Consider the following 18,932-nt stretch of genomic DNA (forward strand, 5'->3'; position numbering starts at 1 on the left):
GCGCTGAGAGCTGGCCGGCTCAAGCCGTGGTAATATGCCCGTTGTCGACTTCTGCTCTTCGATCAAACCGTGAAGCGATCTGGTCGAGCTGTTGCGCGCGAGCGCGCATTCCGTCGGTGGGCGCCAGGCCGAGCACATCGAACACCACCTGAATTCGATGCAGCCAGTCGTGCCTGAGCGCGGCCTCCCGAGCATTGTTGCGCCGAACCGCTCGCAACCGCTCACGGTCGCCGTCCAGGTCCGCGAGAATACGGCCGATATCGGGAGAATCGAATGGCACGTGAATTACCGCGTCCGGCCAATCGAACTGCCGTTTGAATTCTTCGACGCGCGGTGCCTCGCCGATCATCACGGTACCGGCCGCGGCACCCTCGTAGAATCGCGCCGAGATCTCCTCACGACCCTCCGTGAACTCGGGTCTGTTGACATAGCTGCGATGGGCGATGAAATAGCGGCTGTGTTTGAGTATTGTCGCCAGCATGCGGCGATGTTCCTGCGGGCTGTCGACGCGAAACGTGCGGTGCTTCAGGTCGGTGCCACTCGCTGCCACGGTGTCGTAGTAGTAGAAACTCAGCTGCCGCTCTGCCTCCTTCAGCAGCGCCTGATGCGTTACCAGCGAGCGCCGGCCGATGTTGCAGACATCGATCGGGCGCGGCTGATCAGGCGATGCGGGCGTAAAGCGCGGCACGTCAACCGCGAGCGGCAGGTAGGTGCACGGTCGACCGGTGATGCGCGCCACCTCTTGGACGCTGTAACGGGACCCAAGAAAGACGTGGTCAAAGGCAGATAGGAGTTCGAGTAGATATTCCGGCAACATATCCGACCAGACTTCGGTGATATAGCAGGCCGCCTTGCGGCAGCGCTGGCGCCAGTTGGGGATCGTGGCAAGCGAATACAATTCGTAGATGTGACTGAACACCGGAAAAAACAGCTCGAAGTCGTTCTCCAAGACCACCTTGCTGCGTGGGTAAGGGGCAAGTCGGCGCGCAACGCCGGGCGAGCCGGATGCCAGGCGCGCGAGCTTGTAGGCGCGCCGGGAGAACTCCAGACCCGACAGATCGGTCGCGTCGATCCGCTGGGCATCGGTAACAGCTGCGAAAGTGTCCTCGAATTCGTAGGCGATGCAAAACGCGACGAGGTCAGCTATCCGGCGCTGCGATAATAGCAATACCTTGGCTTGCACGACTCTGCGCCTCCGATCAGTTCGACGCTCGCGGATACATCGACGCAATCAGACGAACATCAAGGCACGTTTCCACCACTGTGACAAGGCGCGGGCCGTACAGTTAACGAGCTCAATCGAGTGAAGTTTAGGAATGGCGCGCGCCTCGCTCCTGGCCCAAGCTCAAACGATATGGAAATCGGACGCGTGCAGGTTGGCGAGCTGCATATTGTGCAGCGTCACCACATCCAGCGCATCATATGTGATCACGACGTCTGAACCGACCTGCTGGGCATCACTAAGCACGGCTGCGGCGCTGGCGAACATTGACTGGCTGAATTGAAGCAGGTCCGCTCCCGGCGTGAAATTGTTGACCGTGTTCGATCCAAAGCCGGTCTTGAAGACGAATGTGTCGGCGGCGGCGCCGCCATTGAGAATATCGCTCGGTCCGCCGATGAGCGTCGTTGGACTGCTCCCAGCGGTGAGCGTCTGACCGCCCGAGCTTCCGTTCAGCACCAGACCGTTGTACCCGTCACCATTGAGATCCTGCTGGAAACCGGTCTCGAGCGATTGCAGCGCGGCGCTCGTTCCCGACACGGGGTCAAGAGCAACCGAGACGCCATTGCCGCTACTGTCGGTGTTCCACGCCTGATACAGATCGGCGCCTGTCTGCTTCCAGACCACCTGATATCCGCTCGCGGTCTGCTCCGCGGCAATCGGCGCCCATTGGCCAAATTGACCGGCTGCAACAGGCGCGCCGCCAAGGCGCAGCTCAACCGCCGACCCGCCATTCGGATGAAGAAAATAGAAGTTCCCGTCCTCAACCAGGCTGGTCGATCCAAATGCCTCGATCACCGTCCCGGAAGGCGGTGGAGCAGCCCCGATCGAACCGTCGCCGTTGAGGTCCTGATGGAAGCTGGTCTCGAGCGATTGCAGCGCGGCGCTCGTTCCCGACACGGGGTCAAGAGCACTTGAGACACCATTGCCGCCACTGTCGGTGTTCCACGCCTGATACAGATCGGCGCCTGTCTGCTTCCAGACCACCTGATATCCGCTCGCCGTCTGCTCCGCGGCAATCGGCGTCCATTGCCCAAATTGACCGGCTGCAACAGGCACGCCGCCAAGGCTCAGCTCAACCGCCGACCCGCCATTCGGATGAAGAAAATAGAAGTTCCCATCCTCGACCAGACTGGTCGATCCAAATGCCTCGATCGTGGTGCTCATTCAATCCTCAATCTCAAAAAGACGAAAAGAGATGAAAAATCAGATACTTGTAGCCGGGCGCCAGAGTTATAATTCCCCGATTAGGAATAACACCATCATAAATTACGCTTCCAAAACATTTCAAGCCTATTTACCCAGTTTAATATTGAAATTAAATGTTATTTTTTATAATCGAATTAATATGACAAAAAACGTGGCCAGCTCCAAGCTGCGACGAGCGACGGATTTGCGCTGAGATTCCGGTGAACCTTGCCTATGACTTGCGCAAATAGCGTGAGGCTTTGAGGTTCGGTGAGCCTCACTTGCTTCGGCGGCGACGGGATTGTCGCCGAGATCCGCGAGGCCGAGGGCAAGGCTTGCATTCGCTGATCCAGGTGACTGTTTCACCCAAAAAATTGCGCAGCCGCACAATGTTTGCCGAAGTCTTGGGCTCACAGTACGCGGACCAGGCTTCCATCAACCGCGCCGCTTCTCCAGCGCGTCACTCGGCCGGTATGCTTGTTCGGCCTTGTCACCAATGACGTGGGCTAGCTAAGCTGGGAATGTCATGAGCGAAAAAGCCATAGCGTCTCGCATCTTTAGCGCCACCGATCAAAAACGATTCGCTGACTGTTCTGGGGATGCCAATCCAATACACATGGACCCGATTGCCGCGCGCCGCACTCAGGCCGGCGTGTGCGTCGCGCACGGCGTACATGTGGCTCTATGGGCCATGGATGTGCTCGCTGGAATTGGCAAGATGTCCGCATCGATCGCAACTTTAAAGGTGCAGTTCAAAAATTTCGTTGCAGTCGACAGCGAAGTGACTTTGATGGTCGTTCGAGAGACCGGGACCAGCCTCCACTCGACGGTATCCATCGATGATGTTGCTGTGATGTCTCTCGCGATCGGTAGTGGATCGGTCGCAGCGGCTGACGCGGCACTGTTGTCAACGACGACCGCGTTGCTATCTGACGCGCCCAGATCAATCTCTTTTTCGGATATTCCGGGATGTGCAGGCTGGTTGCCTGGAACGGCCGGCAAGGAAATCGCCAACCTTTTTCCGCATGTTGCGAAGCTACTGGGTGCGGAACGCGTAGAGGCAATCGCCAGGCTATCCACGCTCGTCGGAATGATCTGTCCCGGGCTATATTCAATTTTCGCAGGCTTCGACATAATGATCACCGCCGAAGCGGACGGTGTCACCGGATTGAGTTTCAGAGTGCAAGACGTAGACGACCGCTTCCGGATGACAGATATTGCTGTCATCGGCCACGGCATCCGCGGGAAAGTGACCGCATTCGCACGGCCGCAACCTGTTGCACAGCATAGCCTGCAAAGCCTCGCGGGAAAAGTGGCCAAGGACGAATTCCGAGGCACGACCGCGCTGATCGTCGGGGGATCGCGCGGCCTCGGCGCGTTGACCGCCCGCATCATCGCTGCCGGCGGCGGCCGCGTCGTCATCACCTACGTCGTCGGTAAAGTGGAGGCGGAGGAGATCGCAGCCGAGATCGGGACCGAAGCGTGCCGCGTGCTGCGCTACGATGTGCGGGAGCAGCCGCTCGCACAACTTTCCGGGCTGGAAGATGATGTAAATCAACTCTACTATTTTTCGACGCCACATATCGCCCATCAAAAACAAACTCTCTTCACTCCGGAGTTCTTCGAGCGATTCTGCCAATTTTACGTCACTGGATTTTACTCACTCTGTATGGCGCTGCAGGCAGTGGAACGAAAAAAGCTGTCAGTGTTTTATCCCTCATCCGTGTATGTCGATAACCGGCCGCGAGGAATGCTCGAATACAGCATGGCCAAAGCCGCAGGCGAACAGCTGTGCGCAGAAATGAACCGTTTGGCGGGTGAGGTCCGCGTCGTTGTTCGCCGACTGCCGCGCGTATTGACCGACCAAACCGCAAGTGTCACCGCATTGCATAAAATCGATGCTTTCGAGATCCTGCTGCCCATCATCAGAGAAATGTCTGCCGGGACGCGCAGCGAACAGGGTTCAGGTCGGTGACATTACCCCGTTCGTGACGGCGCGCATTTTGGTGCGACGTTTGCCACCCGCCGGATTTGGCCGGCGCAACGGGGCCAAACGTGCCTTGCAGTAGATCTGGATGGCCGAAACCGGGGCTGCTGCCGAACTGGCGTTCCACGCCTTCATCGAGAGCTGCACGCCCAAATACGAGAAGGCGGCGGACCCTCAGAACTGCCAGTACAAAAACTCACTTGGGCCGCTTATGGACGCGATGGCAATCGCCGCAATGCCGGACATCACTATGGCCCAGGGAAGCGAGGCATCCCATTCAAGGATTCTCCCAATTCCCAGCTTGGCTGGCCGCGGCTTCACGCCCAATGCTGGTTCATACCGGGACAGGATTTGGAGGGTATTGGGACAGGCAAGGGCTACGAACATCAGGACGGAAATCCAAATCGCCAGCTGCGCAAAATCTCGAACAGTCCAGGATTGGGCGGCAATTACGCCGAGCCCATGCAACGCTGCGCCGAGGGGACCCGACTGGTCAAACAAAGCTTGTGGCAGTGCTACGCCGTTCAGCCCCATGAGGCCCTTCATGATATCGACGGCCGATGTAATCGTCGCAGATCGGAAGAAAACCATCGAGGCAGTGACTGCGACAAAAGTCAGGACCCAACCCACAGGTTTCATGACACGGACATAGCTCTTCCTGTCCGGCCAAAGCCGCGCTGCTACCACGCGCCATCCATGGTTGATGGTGAGATACAAACCGTGCAGCAAACCCCAAACAATAAATCCATAACCGGCACCGTGCCAAAATCCGGAGACGAACATCGTCAAGATCGTGGGAAACATCAGCAGCGAAACAAACGCCCCAACCTGGGTATTAGGCCCGCCAAATCCGCGTTGCCCCTTTGCCAGCCGACGCCTTGTCAACCAGAGCTGCAAAGGATTGTAAATGTATGCCGTCAGGAAACGCGTCAACGTCATATGCCATCGCAGCCAGAAATCGATAATGCTGGAAGCGCGGAGCGGCGAATCGAAGTTTTGTGGCAGCCGAATCCCGAAGAACCGCGCCAGGCCGAGCGCCATGTCTGTATAACCAGAAAAGTCGAAATAGAGCTGCAGTGTGAATCCGATCGCCGCCATCCACGCCATCAAAAAGGAAGTTCCGCCTTCCGTCGCAGCGTGCTGATAGAGCGGCGTAACAAGAAGTGCGATTTGATCGGCTAAAATTATCTTCTTGAACAAACCAAAAGACAATAACGTAAGCCCGACGGCAAAGTTCTCCTTGTCGAAGCGGCATGAGACATCATGAAACTGCGGCATCATTTCCCGATAATGTACAATGGGGCCGGCAATGAGCTGGGGAAAGAACAACACAAACGTGCAATAATCCTGGAAGGTAAATGATCTCACCTTCCCCGCCTGTACATCAACCAGGAATGCGATCTTTTGAAAGGTGATAAAAGATATCCCGAGAGGGAGAATGATGTGCCTCAGCACGAGATTCGCGCCGAATACATCATTGATCGCACCCGAAACAAAATCGGTATATTTAAAGACTCCCAAAAATATCACGTTGAACGAAATACCGAGCAGCAACACCGCTTTGGAGACGCTTGGCGAGCCGTTGCTGTCGTTCAGCCGCCGCAGGATCCTCGCTAAGACGTAGTTGATAATGATTGAGGGCGCGATAATCAGTACGTTGACCGGTCGCCACCACGCATAAAATAGGAGTGACAAGAGAATAAGCCAGCGGATCGCCGAGTTTCGGGAGACGGTGCCAAGCAAATAGAATCCGGCGAGAGTGACCGGCAGAAAGACGAAAAGAAATTCAGTCGAATTGAAGAGCATTGGCGACTGTCCTTTGGCCCTTGGCGTGCTGCATAAGAGGTGCCGTCCGGGAAGCGGTTGGAATTGGGCGTAGCGCGTTCTCCGGAAACATGAAGGTATCGTTTCAGGCGGCGAGGTCAATCGGCTGATCGACAGGTCTTGTGGCGAGCGTCGGCCAACCATCAACCGCTCGATCCACTTCTGGGCCGACGGCATCCACGTGCAGCCGCGCAAGCCGGAGCCGGCCCGCACCATGCGCTCGCTCACTGTGCGATCGACGTGATGTTTTCAGAGGGACGCGTGCATTACCGATTACCTGCTCGACGCCACGTATCGTTGAAAATAAGCCTGTACTGCTCATCCAAAGCTTCGCGGAATTCCCCGGCTTTCTCTCTGATTGAAGCTTTGATGCTGTCCGCATTCCGTTCCACTTCACAAAACTTTTCAATCAGCCTGTCTGTTTTCAGATCATTGATGTCCAGGCAGTAACTCGACAATCCCATTGCGCTCATCAGCGACGAGCACTTGTGATGAAATGAGATGGAGATAACCGGCTTCTCGCACAGTAATGCCAAAAGAACATTGTGAAACCGCGTTGCGACTACGATGTCGGTTGCTGCAATCTGCGACAACAGGTCATCAACGGAACGGATCGGCTCATCGATAATATGCGCTTCACCAGACACCGAGGGCCGCTTTCGCAGCAGACATTTGAACTCCTGTCTCGTGCTTACGTCTGCAAGATCCCCGATCAGCAATCGAACATCATTTTCTCGCGCTAGCAGCCACCCGGCCAGGTTCGCGAGAACTTCCAAATAAGCCAGATGGCTCGCATTGCTTTGTTCAGGGATGGTATTCTGTTCATCACCGGGGATCCTCTTATACTGTCCGGAATAGGCCATCAGGCCGAGACCAACGACGGTTCGCTGGCGCCTCTCAGGGTGCGCGTGAGATGCCACGGCAACGGGAAGACTGAACGTCAGATCTGGATAGACCCGGTCATTGTCCGTACAGAATCCAATACCATTGAGGCATTGCACACTCGAATTGTCTCGATAACTTCGAAAGTCCGCCAAGGAGAGCGCCGATTTAATGAGCCACTTACCGGCAGCGCTGGTGATGGGACCAGCTCCGACGCTTACAAAAAACAATTTGCAGCGGCAGATCTTTGCAATCAATGTCCATTTAAATAGGTTGTACGGACCCCAGTCTGTAAGACCGTAGGCATCCGTTAGCAGTCCCGTTCCTGCGACGATGAGAACGTCTGTACGTCCGAGCCTCGAAAAACCAGCAATCCACCGGTAAAGCTCGCTCGGTATTCCAACGACAACCCGTCGCATCAATCTGAGAAGGCGACCTCGGGGGCTCCAGGATTTAACGAAGTCCTCCGAAATCGGGATCGCTTCGATTTGATGGCTTGCAACGATAGTCTCCGGGCCCGTACTGATGCATGTCACTTCCGCATCCGGTTGGTGGCAACGAAGATGGTGAAGAATGGCCCGAAGAGTACTCTCATTACCTAGATTGGTCGCATCGAAATGCCCAAAAAAGGCAATCTTGGTGCGCTTTTTTTTGCGCTCTTTCATGTTGCGGTTTACTTCCGAAGCCGTGTCCTGTTGGCGGCCGTCACCCTGGCACACGCACAACGTTTTAGGGTAAATTGTTTATTTTTCTAGTTTGTTTATTTAGTTTTTTTCAAAAAATGGTATAGATTTATCTTGTTCTAGGTCGCCGGCATATGAAGATCAAAAAGCCAACATTCGTGATGGCCGCAGCTGTCATTCTCGTGGTTCTGTGCGCGACGACTTTGCAGCGGCAACTGGGTCGCTGGAATTCGGTTGAGGGGCCAGGGCTCGCGTTGAACGAGAAAACCTGGACCGCGATCTCATGCCGGGTGCACCTATACCTGCAAAAGGCACAGGGCAAAATCCCCAAGCTTTCATGGTCGGAGGTTTGGGGGCTGTCGCAACCCGGAAGCGGGTTAAGTTGCGCGGAAGGGCGCAGCTTGGAGGCTGCTCTCCAGTTTAGTTCGGTTGCCAGCGCCGGAGATCGCAGGGTGGGAGCCCGCATTTTTCACGAACGGTGCTCGGGATGCCATGGGAATGATGGATCAGGTGGTTCAGTTGGTCCATCGCTGGCCCGATCAGCATATAATCATGGCGATAGCGACCTGGCCATCTACCAAGTCGTGAGGGATGGTGTTCCTGGTACGGCCATGCCGCGGGCCGATCTATCGCTATCCGAGATCCTGCGGGTTACTGCCTACGTGAAAACGTTACAAGCCCATTTGCCCGAGGATCAAGAGCCGTCACGGCTGGTTATTGACGTTAGCGGCGAACGTTTGCGGACTGCCGGAAACAATACGGACGAATGGCTCACCTATTCCGGCTCCTATGATGGATGGCGTCACACATCGCTCGCCGAAATTACTCCTGCAAACGTCGCTCGGCTGCGGGCTCGATGGATCAAGCAATTCGACATCGGCCAACAGAATATCGAAGCCACGCCTCTCGTGGTCGATGGAATCATATTTATCGCCGCGGACGCCGGGCATGTCCTGGCGTTGAATGTGAGGACCGGCGATGTGATCTGGCAATACACGCGACCGATTCCGAGCGACGGGCCGCTGGGATTCGGACCGGTGAATCGAGGGCTTGCGGTAAGTGGCGGTACGCTCTTTTTCGGCACCCTGGACGGGTATTTGGTCGCTCTCAATGCGGCCGACGGGAAGGTTATTTGGGAAACGTCGGTGGCAAGCCCATCCAGCGGTTACTCAATCACCGGGGCGCCTCTCGCTGTAAATCGTCTCGTGATCGTGGGGATCGCAGGAGGCGAGTTCGGAATTCGCGGGTTCCTTGCTGCATATGATGCATCGAGCGGCCAGCAACAGTGGAAATTCTACACGACCCCGGGGCCTGGTGATCTCGGGCACGAGACGTGGGAGAACGATGCATGGCGAACGGGCGGCGGTGGGACATGGGTTACCGGAAGCTATGATCCATCGACCGATCTGCTCTATTGGGGTGTCGGCAATCCAAGCCCGAATTTTTTAGGCGACGTGCGACCTGGCGACAACCTGTTCACCAACAGCGTGATTGCGTTGCACGCGAGCACTGGCAAGCTTGCATGGTATTTTCAGTTTACCCCGCATGATGAACACGACTGGGATGCGGCCCAGACGCCGATTCTCGCAGACCTTTCGATCAAAGGTATGGTCCGCAAGGTGATCTGCTGGGCGAACAGGAACGGATTCTATTACGTGCTCGACCGAGTCACAGGAGAGTTCTTGACCGGGGTACCGTTCGTTGAAATTGATTGGGCGAGCGGACTTACCCCGGCAGGACGGCCGATCCTTGTGGAGGCTGCCAAGGTGTCGACAGCCGGTCGTCGCATAAGACCTGGCATTGGCGCGGCGAACTGGCAAAACCCGGCCTTCGATCAAGAACGAGGATCTATATTTATCCCCGCAACCGAGAGCAGCTCCGTGTTTTCAAAACGCTCCCCGAATGAAGCGGTGAGGGAGCCGCACGGATATGCTCTTGGCAGCAGCTGGAGCCAAGTCGAGCCGCCGACCCGCCTGGTCGTCGCGCTTGACGCCGCCACCGGCTCACGAAAATGGCAATACAGAGAATCGGTCCCCGGGCGCGATTACAGCGGCCTGCTGGCAACCAGAGGGGCACTGGTGTTTGGGGCGTCCGGAGGGAGCCTCTTCGCGCTTGATGCGGACAGCGGACGTGAAGTCTTCAAACAGTCGCTTGGCGGGTCTACCCTGTCCCCTCCAATCTCGTTCAGGATTGACGGAGAACAGGCAATTGCTGTGGCGGCAGGCCGCGCACTATTCGTGTTCGGGCTATGATGAAAAGCTTTTTCAGTTCGCCAATGACGTCCACAGGCCTGTTTGCAGCCCGGCCGGCGATCTATGCATGTGTTGTTTTGACGGCTGCTTGCGTTGCCTTCGGGTACCAGATCCGGACTCAGACCATATTCTCTTGCCCGGCCGACGGATACAGCGCCGATCGATACCTCGCCTATTGCCAGGGAGCGAGTTATGCCGACTATGAGCACGGAGCCTTCCAGTTTGACTTGGAGCCTGCCGCGCGAGACTTTGCCGGGAACGCGGACGTGCTGTTTCTTGGGAATAGCCGCCTTCAGCTCGCTTTCTCCGCAGCTGCGACGGTCGATTGGTTCTCGGCAGCTTCGGCCCGGTATTATCTCATGGGATTTTTATACTATGAGAATGTCATCTTCGCGGAGGAACTTCTGCGCACAATCCGCCCGCGAGCCCGAGTCTTCGTGATCAATGTTGACGACTTCTTCGATCGGTCGGAAAGCCCGCCCGTGAAGACGATCTTCCACGATCCGGAGGCACGACATAAGTACGAGGGCAAGCGTTTCTGGCAACGTATTCACCAGCCGATTTGCAAGGCATTGGCTCGGCTTTGCGGCACTAAATTTGCCATCTTTCGTTCACGTGAAACTGGGGCATATTACGCAGCGGGGGCCGCTCAACGGAAGATTACCCCGGTTTCATATGATCAGATCGTCAGTCAGAATGTTGTTGACAGCAACATAGCTGCCGCGATCGATTTCCTGTCGCACTTTGCCCAGGACAAATGTGTAATATTAACGACGGTTCCGTTTGTCGATACGAAAATCGGAAACGCAAACGCCATCGCAGTGGGCGTTGGTGCGAAGTTAGTGACACCTGGATTCCTGGAGGGGCTCCAGACCTACGACGGGATCCACCTGGATCAGCCGAGCGCAGAACGCTGGTCCAAAGCTTTTTTTCTGGCAGCGGGCTCCAGGATTCGGTCGTGTCTTGAAGAACAAGGCACGGCGCGTCCGTCGGCGCATCAACCCGTCTCGCAATGAATTCGGTCGTTACGATGAGCATCGCCTCTCGCTGTCCGACGATGAACTGGCTGCCGCTCGCCGCTAATTTCCGCGGCGAGCTCCGCGCGGCCCTGGAAACCGCCAAGCCAACAGCGTGCCTGGAGAAGTTGGCATCCTTGGCCGGTTATCGACTTGGATTCCTCGAAACAGTTCAGCTTGATCGCGCATTCGGCCGATTGGATCTAAAGGAAGCGCCCGGATTTTTGTCGATTCGGCTCGCCGTCCTTGCCTCCGCGACTGTCGATCAATTATCGCCTGCGATCCGGGTCGCCGGCTTGCGCCGAAGATTGCTGATTGACGTACATAGCGGGGCATATGGGCAATACCGGCAAGAGGTTCTCGATCCGAGTTCCTCTCTCCGTCAATTTGCGCCGCAGATTATGTTGTTCTCGCTCTCCGGCCGAGAGGTGATTTCCAGCGTTCCGTTGACAGCGACTCTTGAAGAAGTCGACAGGATCATTGCGGGATTCATCGGCGAGTTGCGGTCGCTTTGGCAAAAGGCGCGCGAGATCTACAATGCCACAATCATTCAACAAACCTTCATTGACGTGAGCGAAACGTTGTTTGGCAGCTACGATCGGCTCGTCCCCGGGGCGCCGACGCGGGTGGTGGCGCGGCTCAACGATCGACTATGCGAGGCTGCAATGTCGGATGGCGTATTGCTCCTCGATATAGCCCGTGTCAGCGAACGCGACGGGATTGACGCGTGGTTCGATGCAGGGCGCTGGCTTCAGGGCAAGCTGGAAATCGCCCCGCAGGCGGCGCCACTATACGGCGATCTTGTCGCTCGGATCCTGGCTGCTCAACGCGGGCTGTCGAAGAAATGCCTTGTCCTCGATCTTGACAACACCTTGTGGGGCGGCGTGATCGGGGACGACGGGCTGGAGGGCATCGTTATTGGCGAGGGGAGCGCGGCTGGCGAGGCACATCTGGCCCTGCAGCGCTATGCCAAGCAACTCAGGGAGCGTGGGGTTATTCTGGCCGTCTGCTCCAAGAACGAGGCAAAGACCGCCGAAGCGGTATTTCACGAGCATCCCGAAATGCTGCTTCGTCGCTCCGATATCGCTGCTTTCGTGGCTAATTGGGATGATAAGGCGGAAAACCTCAAGGCCATCGCGACCCGCCTCAACATCGGTATCGATAGTCTGGTCTTTGTCGATGACAACCCGGTCGAACGGGCGCGCATCCGGCAGAGCTTGCCGGCGGTCGCCGTGCCGGAATTGCCAGATGATGCTGCACACTACGTGCGCTGCCTGTCCGATGCGGGTTACTTCGAAGCAGTGGCCTTTACGTCCGAGGATCGGCACCGCACCGAGCTCTACGCGGCAAATGCCGAACGCGAGACCTTGCTCGGATCTGCGCAAAATATCGACGAGTTTCTTCGCGGCCTTGAAATGTCGGTTGTGTGCGGCCCTTTCACCGCCGTTGATCACACCCGCATCGTCCAGCTGTTCAACAAGACCAATCAATTTAACGCGACAACCCGGCGATACACCTCCGATGAGATAACCCATCTTGCTGGACTGCCCGGCGTTTTGACACTGCAATTCCGCCTTTTGGATCGTATCGGTGACAATGGTCTCGTCAGCGCGATGATTCTTCGCCCCACTGCTGATGAGGAAAACGTGCTTGAAATCGACAATTGGGTCATGAGCTGCCGCGTGTTCGGTCGACGGCTCGAGTTTGAAGCCATGAACGTTGCAGTCGAGGCGGCTCGTCGGCTTGGAATAAAGGGGTTTATCGCGGATTACATTGCCACGCCCAGGAACAACGTGATCAGTGCGCTTTATCCGAGCCTTGGCTTTGTTGCCGTTGGCGAGCGGGAAGCCAGCAGCGGAGCGACGCGCTGGTTCCTCAATCTTGCAGATTATGTCACCCATCAGAGTTGCATTGCGCGCGCTGGAGTTGGGGTATGACGGATCAAGAGGTCCTGACCAAATTTACCCGTATTCTTCGCGATCTGCTGCTGGACGACTCGATCGTGCTGACGATGGAAACTCAACGTGAGGAGGTTCCCAACTGGGATTCATTCAATTACATAAACTTCATCGTCGCAGTCGAAATCGAATTTGGCGTGAAATTCAAAGTAGCTGACATCGAGTCATTTGCGAACGTGGGCGCGATCGTCACGGAATTAAAGAACATGTCGACCTAGATGTCGACGCGGTCGTCTGGCGCCGATGACAAGGCATCCAGGGTTTGAGGCCTCAGGATGGCGACGTGATCGCTTGTCAGTAGTGCTTCCCAGGCAAGAACTGTTGTATAGATTCTCAACAGCCTGAAAGAGGAATTCATCCGTGCAATTGATCGCCGGTGTGCGTCGTACATTGCTCGTCGTGCTCGCCGCGCCGTTTGTTATTCCCGGCGCGCTTTTGGCCGTCACGGGCACGGTGGGTGAGACGAGCGGTTTCGCTGGAGACGATTCCGGGAACGGCAGCCGCGTTCTCGCGCAGGACACCACGCTCTCGCAGAGCGCAAACGCGACGACACCGATGGCGGAAATCATTCCGGCAGATCGAATGACGACGTGGAATCCGGGACTCAACGCCGTAGGCGGCATCCCGAATCGGACGACGATATATCAGACGCTCTCTCCGCGAGGAGGCTCTCTCGACGACACGGCGGCGATCCAGAGGGCTCTCGATACCTGTCCGCGCGATCAGGTGGTAAAGCTTGGTCCTGGTACCTTCCAAATCAACGGTGGCGGTCTGGGCTTCAGGAGTTCTGACTGCACATTGCGCGGCTCAGGCACCGGCGCGTTGGGATCGGGCAATGGAGGCACTCGACTCATCAAAGCCGATCGCGACACAAATCGCAGCTTCGCCATTCTCTATGCAGGAAATAATGCGGCCGAGTTTTCGTCCTCGATCAACCTTGCCGCAGATGCGGTAAAGGGCACAGACTCGCTTACGCTCGCGAGCAGTCCGAGAATCGCAGTTGGTGAGATCGTCCTCATCGATCAGGTAACAGACAATGATCCGCGGGTGTGGTGGGGACCACAACACAATCCGCCCGGCGGAGGGTCGCGGAGATGGTTCGCTCGCCAAGACCGTTCACTTGCACAGATGATGGAGGTGACCGCGGTGAGCGGCAACACCATTACGTTCTCAACGCCCTTCCATATAACATTCAAGACAGAGTACGCGGCCCAACTGTCGCGGTATGCGAACCCGGTCCTGCATCGTGTGGGCATCGAAGATCTTTACGTCTATGGCGGGATGGGCGGCGACGGGCATGGCAATATCGCCGTAGCCCTCTGCGCCTATTGCTGGGTCAAGAATGTCGAGGCGCACTGGTCCGTCGGCACCTCGATCGGCTTCTACGGAACATTCCGAAGCGTGCTTAGAGATTCGTATATCCACGAGACGCCGGACCCGAACCCAGGCGGTGGGGGATACCTGGTCGGCCTCAATTGGGGCGCATCCGACAATCTCGTCGAAAACAATGTCATGTGGTACGGCAACAAGAATATCGTGATGCGAGCTACCGGAGGCGGGAACGTCATCGCCTACAACTATATGGACGATGCGTTTGGCTCATACTATCCGAGTCAACCGGAGGCTGGACTTAACGCTGGCCATTACACCACCCCGCATATGGAATTGCTGGAAGGCAACTACAGCCACAACTACAAAGGCGACAGCTTTTGGGGCAACTCGATATACATCACTGTATTCCGCAATCACCTGTCTGGTCTTCGCGCCGCCCGCCCGCCCCTGGATACATACAAACATGACGCCTACCCCTACAAGGACCTCCAGGGACGCACCGCGGTGGACATACAGGCGCATGGCGACTACACGAACCTTGTCGGCAACGTGCTGGGGTTTCAAGGGCAATCGCTCTTGAGATACAACCAGCGCGGTTATTCCTACGCGCAAAACGCATGGTCGTACGAGCTGCTCGGGGGATTTCCGAGGGATGGCGAAGTGACCATGTGGTCCATCGGTTCACAGCAGGCTGGCGGGTGGACCTGGGTGCCGACGACCTATCGAACACAGCTTCGCGATGGGAACTGGGATTGGGTTACACGATCGCAACGGTGGCATGGCATCGGTGGAGCGGTTGGGTCCGGCCCGCCGCGAGTGATCCCGGACTCTCTTTACCTGACCGCGAAGCCAGCGTTCTTCGGTTCGAATCCCTGGCCCTGGGTGAATCCCTCGAATGGCACCACCAGCATCCTGCCGGCCAGAGCGTGCCTGGAGCAAGGCAAGATGCCGACATGCATGATCGAGTGAGGTCTCTGCGTGCCGCCGCTGTAGAAGCGGTAGCCGGTGACGCTCGGCGCGCGGGTCATGAGACAGTCTCGGCAAGGGGGAGTGGCTTCGTCAGCAGCTCGGCGTAGGCTGCTTTCGTCACCGGCGACGCGTTCGAGATGTCGAACTCCCATGTCTGCGCCCCGCTCTCGGCATCCGACTCCAGCCGGCCGCCCTGCAAGCGCTCGACGAAAGTGCGAGCCGGCGCGTTCTTCCCGGTTGGAACAAACCGTACGCGCAGCCTGGTGAAGCCGCCAGCGCGTAGTTCCTTTACCAGATGATCGAGGATCTGGTCCTCGATGAAGCGGCCCAGCACGCGGCAACTCATGAGAAAGGTATCCAGCTCGGCCGTACCAGGTGCTTCTCTGCGCACGATACTCACGAGCACTTTGCCGTTGTCGCCATACTTGTCCGCTACCGAGGCGATGAACACCGCTGCGCCTGGCGTCGTTTGCAGCGCGCGCAGCTCCTGCTCCGTATAGCGACGCGTCGTCAGGTTGAACTGGTTCGTCTTCTGCGTGAGCTGGGCGGCGCGGCCGAAATCCTCATCGCGCGCCCGTGTCAAAAAGATCCTGGTGCGCAACCCGGCCAGGAACTCCTCGATCGAGGGAGCGGCGGTGCGCTCGGCAGCGCGCCTGGCGTTGGTCAAGTACGTCTCGGTGCGCTTGCGATCCTCCTCGGTGGATTCGAGTGTGAAGAAGCACTCCTTGTACACCCGCTCGAAGAAAGCGGTGAGCTCACATGTGTCCGCCGGAAACTCGGGAACCGTGACCTCCGGCAGCGCAGTCCGGATAGCTTCGCGCTCCACGGGGTTGTCGTCGATGAAGACGATACTGTCCATGCCAATATCGAGATCTTGCGCAAGCTCGGCGATATTCTGGGCTTTTGCCGACCAGTTGATCTTCGTCGCTGCGAAGTCGCCTTTCCTGAGCACCATGTGCTCGTGCCCCTCCAAGACCTCGAAGGCATCGGCTTCATTGTTCTTCGAAACGATTCCCAGGATGACTCCCATCCTGCCGAGTTCCCGGATGCGGAGCTGAAAGTCCCTGTAACGTGCTCCCTCGCCGGTTTCTGACAACTGGATTCCCTTGACGCCGTCTTCACCGATGACGCCGCCCCACAAGGTGTTATCGAGGTCGAGCAGCAGGCATTTCTTCCGGGCGACGATTTGGGCGTCGAGGATGCGCTCGAGCTCTCTGGCGATAAGCTTCTCGCCGGCGGTCGAGAAGCGCAATCCACCCAGATACCAGCGCTTGTTGGAGTAAAGCAACGTGCGGCCGACTTGCTCTACCAGCCCTTTGAGATCGAAAATGTAGATGTTGGCGTGGCTGGCACTGGCACGAGCGATGCCTCTCTGCCAGTGCTGCTCCAGGCGCCGCTCCACGTGCTCTTCCTTCAGCGGCCGCAACGTCCGTGCAGGTACATCTACCGTCGAGACGAAGAACTTGATCCCCGGCGCAAGCTCGGCGGCCCGTTCGATCCATGCCAGGTGCTCATCAACCTCGGCAAGCCTTAGCTCCGGTCCTCGCTGGCCGCGCAACAGCTCTGCGCCGTCGATGATCAGGAAGACGCTGGATGGTCCGGAGCTGAATGTCTCGGAGGCAGGGTCGGCGAGTTCCTGCGTCCATACCCCGTATCCCTGCGCGATGTGCACCTCGTGGCGTTCCATCTGGCGGGCGATGGACTCGATGTTAACGTTTGAGAGCAGGGCGCATTTCATGGTGTGTTCTCGAGATAACGGAGAAAATCGCGGATGTGTCGAATCTCTGCTACCTGCTCAATGGGAATCGAAACTCCGAACTCCGCCTCGATCTCCGAGACGACGTTGATCTGGGCAAGCGAGTCCCACGCCTGCAGATCGCCCGGTCCGGTGTCCAGCGTGAGCGTCGACGTCGGCACCCGCAACGCTGCGGCGACGATCGCGATCAGTTTCTCAACCATGGTGTCCCTGTCCAGTTTTGGGGGCATGCCGTCAGTAGTTCAGAAGTACGGCTTCCGTGTAAAGGCCGTCGATGTCTTCCGCGGCGAGCCTCGTCGAGCGGAAGGCTGCCTTCCGTTCCCCGCCCGGTCGCATAAACGAGTGCCACGGCACCACACCATGCAGCATCCGGTCATCGACGGTCATCGCCACGACCTTGAGAGATGCGGCGACGCGCAGCACAAGCTTCTCCAGGTGCCGCACGAAGATGTCGGGTGCGCCGATGTGGTGGACCCGCGCGAACGGAAGCCGCAAGTTCCCGCGAATTGTCTTGAAGGAACGGTTCATCATCACATAGCAGTCGCCCGCGCGCGTGCGCAGCAGTATGTGGTGATGATGCGGCAACTGGTGATCCCAAAAGAACCGCAAGCGTTCGCCCTCGATAGCGCCCTCGACCGCGCCCGGCTCGGTGAGGATCTCGCAGCGATCCATGAAGCTTCGTCCAGTGACGACGGGGAGGATGATCCGTTCCGACTTGTCCATCAGCGTGAAGCCCAGCTTCTCGATGAGCTTGAGCACATGCGGGGTCGGGCTCAGGTTCGTGACGGCCACGCTCCTGTCAGCGATGACTCTCGCGTGCAGCGCCAGGCTGTATGCACGATACTCGTGCTTGACGATCCAGTTGGACAGGTTACAGAGGCGCACCGTCTCACCGCGAATCGTGCGCTCGCTGAAAATAGTGCTCACAAACCCCACCACATCGTCGCCGTCGACAAGCACCCAGCCGAAGTGGTCGTTCTGCAGTCCGCTGTGATCGACGAAGAGCTGTCGCCAGTGCTCCTTCTTCAGGTGCGGGTTTTTGAACTCGAGAAGGAGTGGATAGACCCGCTCGAAATCGTCGCCCCGTGCCTCTCGAATTATCGGCATAGCGCTCCTCCGATCACACGACCGCGAGCGTTCGGCAGACGCTGATGAACGTTCGCGGGTCGCAAGCGAAGAGAGCCTCTGCATAGTCGACGCCGAGCTTAAGGCCGCGAAAACGGTTCAGGCCGAGCGCCCCCTCGACGTAATCGACATAGGCGACCTGCGAGGCATAGCAGTTGATGGCCTCGCGCTTTACGGCGACGACCGATGAGATGTCAACGCCGATGTTGGGCCAAAGGCACGACCACAGCTCGTAGCACCACACTTCGCCCCGGTAGCTGGTCTTCTCCACAGCCGCTCCCGTGCACGCCGCCGTCGACTGATGGTCCCGGTGGTGATCTCCCGGGAAGGGGCAGTAGATCACCTCCGGGCGGAACGAGCGGATCGCCTCGGCGATCGCGCGGGCGACTGCCGGCTCGTGCAACGAGACCGAACCGTCGGGAAAGCCCAGGAAGCGGTGATCGAACCCCAGAAGGTGAGCGACACGCTCGGCCTCGCCCTGTCGGCCGACATCGGCGGCTGGCGCGTCCAGCGTGACGAACAGCGTGAGCACCTCGCTGCCAACACGCCGGTGCAGAGCGAGGTTGCCGCCGACTGCGATAACCTCGTCGTCGGGATGGGCGGCCACGACCAATACACGCTGCTTCTCAATCGCGCGAAGCTTGGCAGGCATTCGGTGCGTGATGCGGTGAATGCTGCGAAGAAAACGCGTTGCCGTGTGCTCGAGTATGCTGTCAAGGAATAGCGGTCGCTGCATGTTGG

General features: G+C 57.7%; 14 protein-coding genes. 6 read left to right on the forward strand and 8 right to left on the reverse strand.

The features are described 5' to 3' along the window. Positions 1 to 19: 19 nt before the first annotated feature. On the reverse strand, positions 20 to 1,183 hold the full coding sequence (locus WCE35_RS12115) for a glycosyltransferase family protein (RefSeq protein WP_424593579.1): 1,164 nt from the start codon (positions 1,181 to 1,183) through the stop codon (positions 20 to 22). A gap of 162 nt (positions 1,184 to 1,345) precedes the next feature. Continuing rightward, a complete protein-coding gene (locus WCE35_RS12120) occupies positions 1,346 to 2,386 on the reverse strand; it encodes a hypothetical protein (RefSeq protein WP_424593580.1) in 1,041 nt (346 codons plus the stop codon). Positions 2,387 to 2,933: 547 nt separating this feature from the next. Between WCE35_RS12120 and WCE35_RS12125 the strand changes: the two genes are divergently transcribed. After that, positions 2,934 to 4,382, forward strand: a complete 1,449-nt coding sequence (locus tag WCE35_RS12125) for an SDR family NAD(P)-dependent oxidoreductase (RefSeq protein WP_424593581.1) — start codon at positions 2,934 to 2,936, stop codon at positions 4,380 to 4,382. A 186-nt stretch (positions 4,383 to 4,568) separates the two neighbouring features. On the opposite strand, the gene WCE35_RS12130 is transcribed toward WCE35_RS12125, so the two are convergent. After that, positions 4,569 to 6,200: an MBOAT family O-acyltransferase gene (locus WCE35_RS12130; RefSeq protein ID WP_424593582.1), complete on the reverse strand. Its 1,632-nt coding sequence runs from the start codon at positions 6,198 to 6,200 to the stop codon at positions 4,569 to 4,571. A 284-nt stretch (positions 6,201 to 6,484) separates the two neighbouring features. Further along, positions 6,485 to 7,765, reverse strand: a complete 1,281-nt coding sequence (locus WCE35_RS12135; RefSeq protein ID WP_424593583.1) for a polysaccharide pyruvyl transferase family protein — start codon at positions 7,763 to 7,765, stop codon at positions 6,485 to 6,487. A 152-nt stretch (positions 7,766 to 7,917) separates the two neighbouring features. Between WCE35_RS12135 and WCE35_RS12140 the strand changes: the two genes are divergently transcribed. The 5 genes from WCE35_RS12140 (at position 7,918) to WCE35_RS12160 (ending at position 15,310) form a co-directional block, all read left to right on the forward strand. Beyond that, positions 7,918 to 10,035 carry a PQQ-binding-like beta-propeller repeat protein gene (locus WCE35_RS12140; RefSeq protein ID WP_424593584.1) on the forward strand — a complete coding sequence of 706 codons (2,118 nt, stop codon included), beginning with the start codon at positions 7,918 to 7,920 and terminating at the stop codon, positions 10,033 to 10,035. Between the two features lie 23 nt (positions 10,036 to 10,058). Beyond that, on the forward strand, positions 10,059 to 11,051 hold the full coding sequence (locus tag WCE35_RS12145) for a hypothetical protein (RefSeq protein ID WP_424593585.1): 993 nt from the start codon (positions 10,059 to 10,061) through the stop codon (positions 11,049 to 11,051). A 41-nt stretch (positions 11,052 to 11,092) separates the two neighbouring features. Continuing rightward, positions 11,093 to 12,988 (forward strand): HAD-IIIC family phosphatase, encoded by a 1,896-nt coding sequence (locus tag WCE35_RS12150; protein WP_424593586.1) that lies wholly within the window; start codon positions 11,093 to 11,095, stop codon positions 12,986 to 12,988. Further along, entirely contained in the window at positions 12,985 to 13,227 is a 243-nt protein-coding gene (locus tag WCE35_RS12155) for an acyl carrier protein (protein WP_424593587.1), read from the forward strand. Before WCE35_RS12150 ends, WCE35_RS12155 begins: the two co-directional genes overlap by 4 nt. Positions 13,228 to 13,369: 142 nt before the next feature. Further along, positions 13,370 to 15,310, forward strand: coding sequence for a right-handed parallel beta-helix repeat-containing protein (locus WCE35_RS12160; protein WP_424593588.1), 1,941 nt, complete (start codon positions 13,370 to 13,372; stop codon positions 15,308 to 15,310). Between the two features lie 55 nt (positions 15,311 to 15,365). Here the strand turns inward: WCE35_RS12160 and WCE35_RS12165 are convergent, their stop codons facing one another. Genes WCE35_RS12165 through WCE35_RS12180 form a run of 4 tightly spaced genes read right to left on the reverse strand, consistent with a single transcriptional unit; the run spans position 15,366 to position 18,927 of the window. Further along, positions 15,366 to 17,048: an HAD-IIIC family phosphatase gene (locus WCE35_RS12165; RefSeq protein WP_424593589.1), complete on the reverse strand. Its 1,683-nt coding sequence runs from the start codon at positions 17,046 to 17,048 to the stop codon at positions 15,366 to 15,368. Next, the gene (locus tag WCE35_RS12170; protein ID WP_424593590.1) at positions 17,045 to 17,269 is read right to left on the reverse strand and encodes an acyl carrier protein; all 225 of its coding nucleotides are present in this window, start codon (positions 17,267 to 17,269) and stop codon (positions 17,045 to 17,047) included. The genes WCE35_RS12165 and WCE35_RS12170 overlap by 4 nt, the downstream gene beginning before the upstream one ends. Before the next feature lie 31 nt (positions 17,270 to 17,300). Further along, entirely contained in the window at positions 17,301 to 18,173 is an 873-nt protein-coding gene (locus tag WCE35_RS12175) for a hypothetical protein (protein ID WP_424593591.1), read from the reverse strand. A 13-nt stretch (positions 18,174 to 18,186) separates the two neighbouring features. Further along, positions 18,187 to 18,927, reverse strand: coding sequence for a PIG-L deacetylase family protein (locus tag WCE35_RS12180; protein ID WP_424593592.1), 741 nt, complete (start codon positions 18,925 to 18,927; stop codon positions 18,187 to 18,189). Between the last annotated feature and the right edge of the window lie 5 nt (positions 18,928 to 18,932).

The organism is Bradyrhizobium sp., from assembly GCF_049691595.1.
Classification (GTDB): Bacteria; Pseudomonadota; Alphaproteobacteria; order Rhizobiales; family Xanthobacteraceae; genus Bradyrhizobium.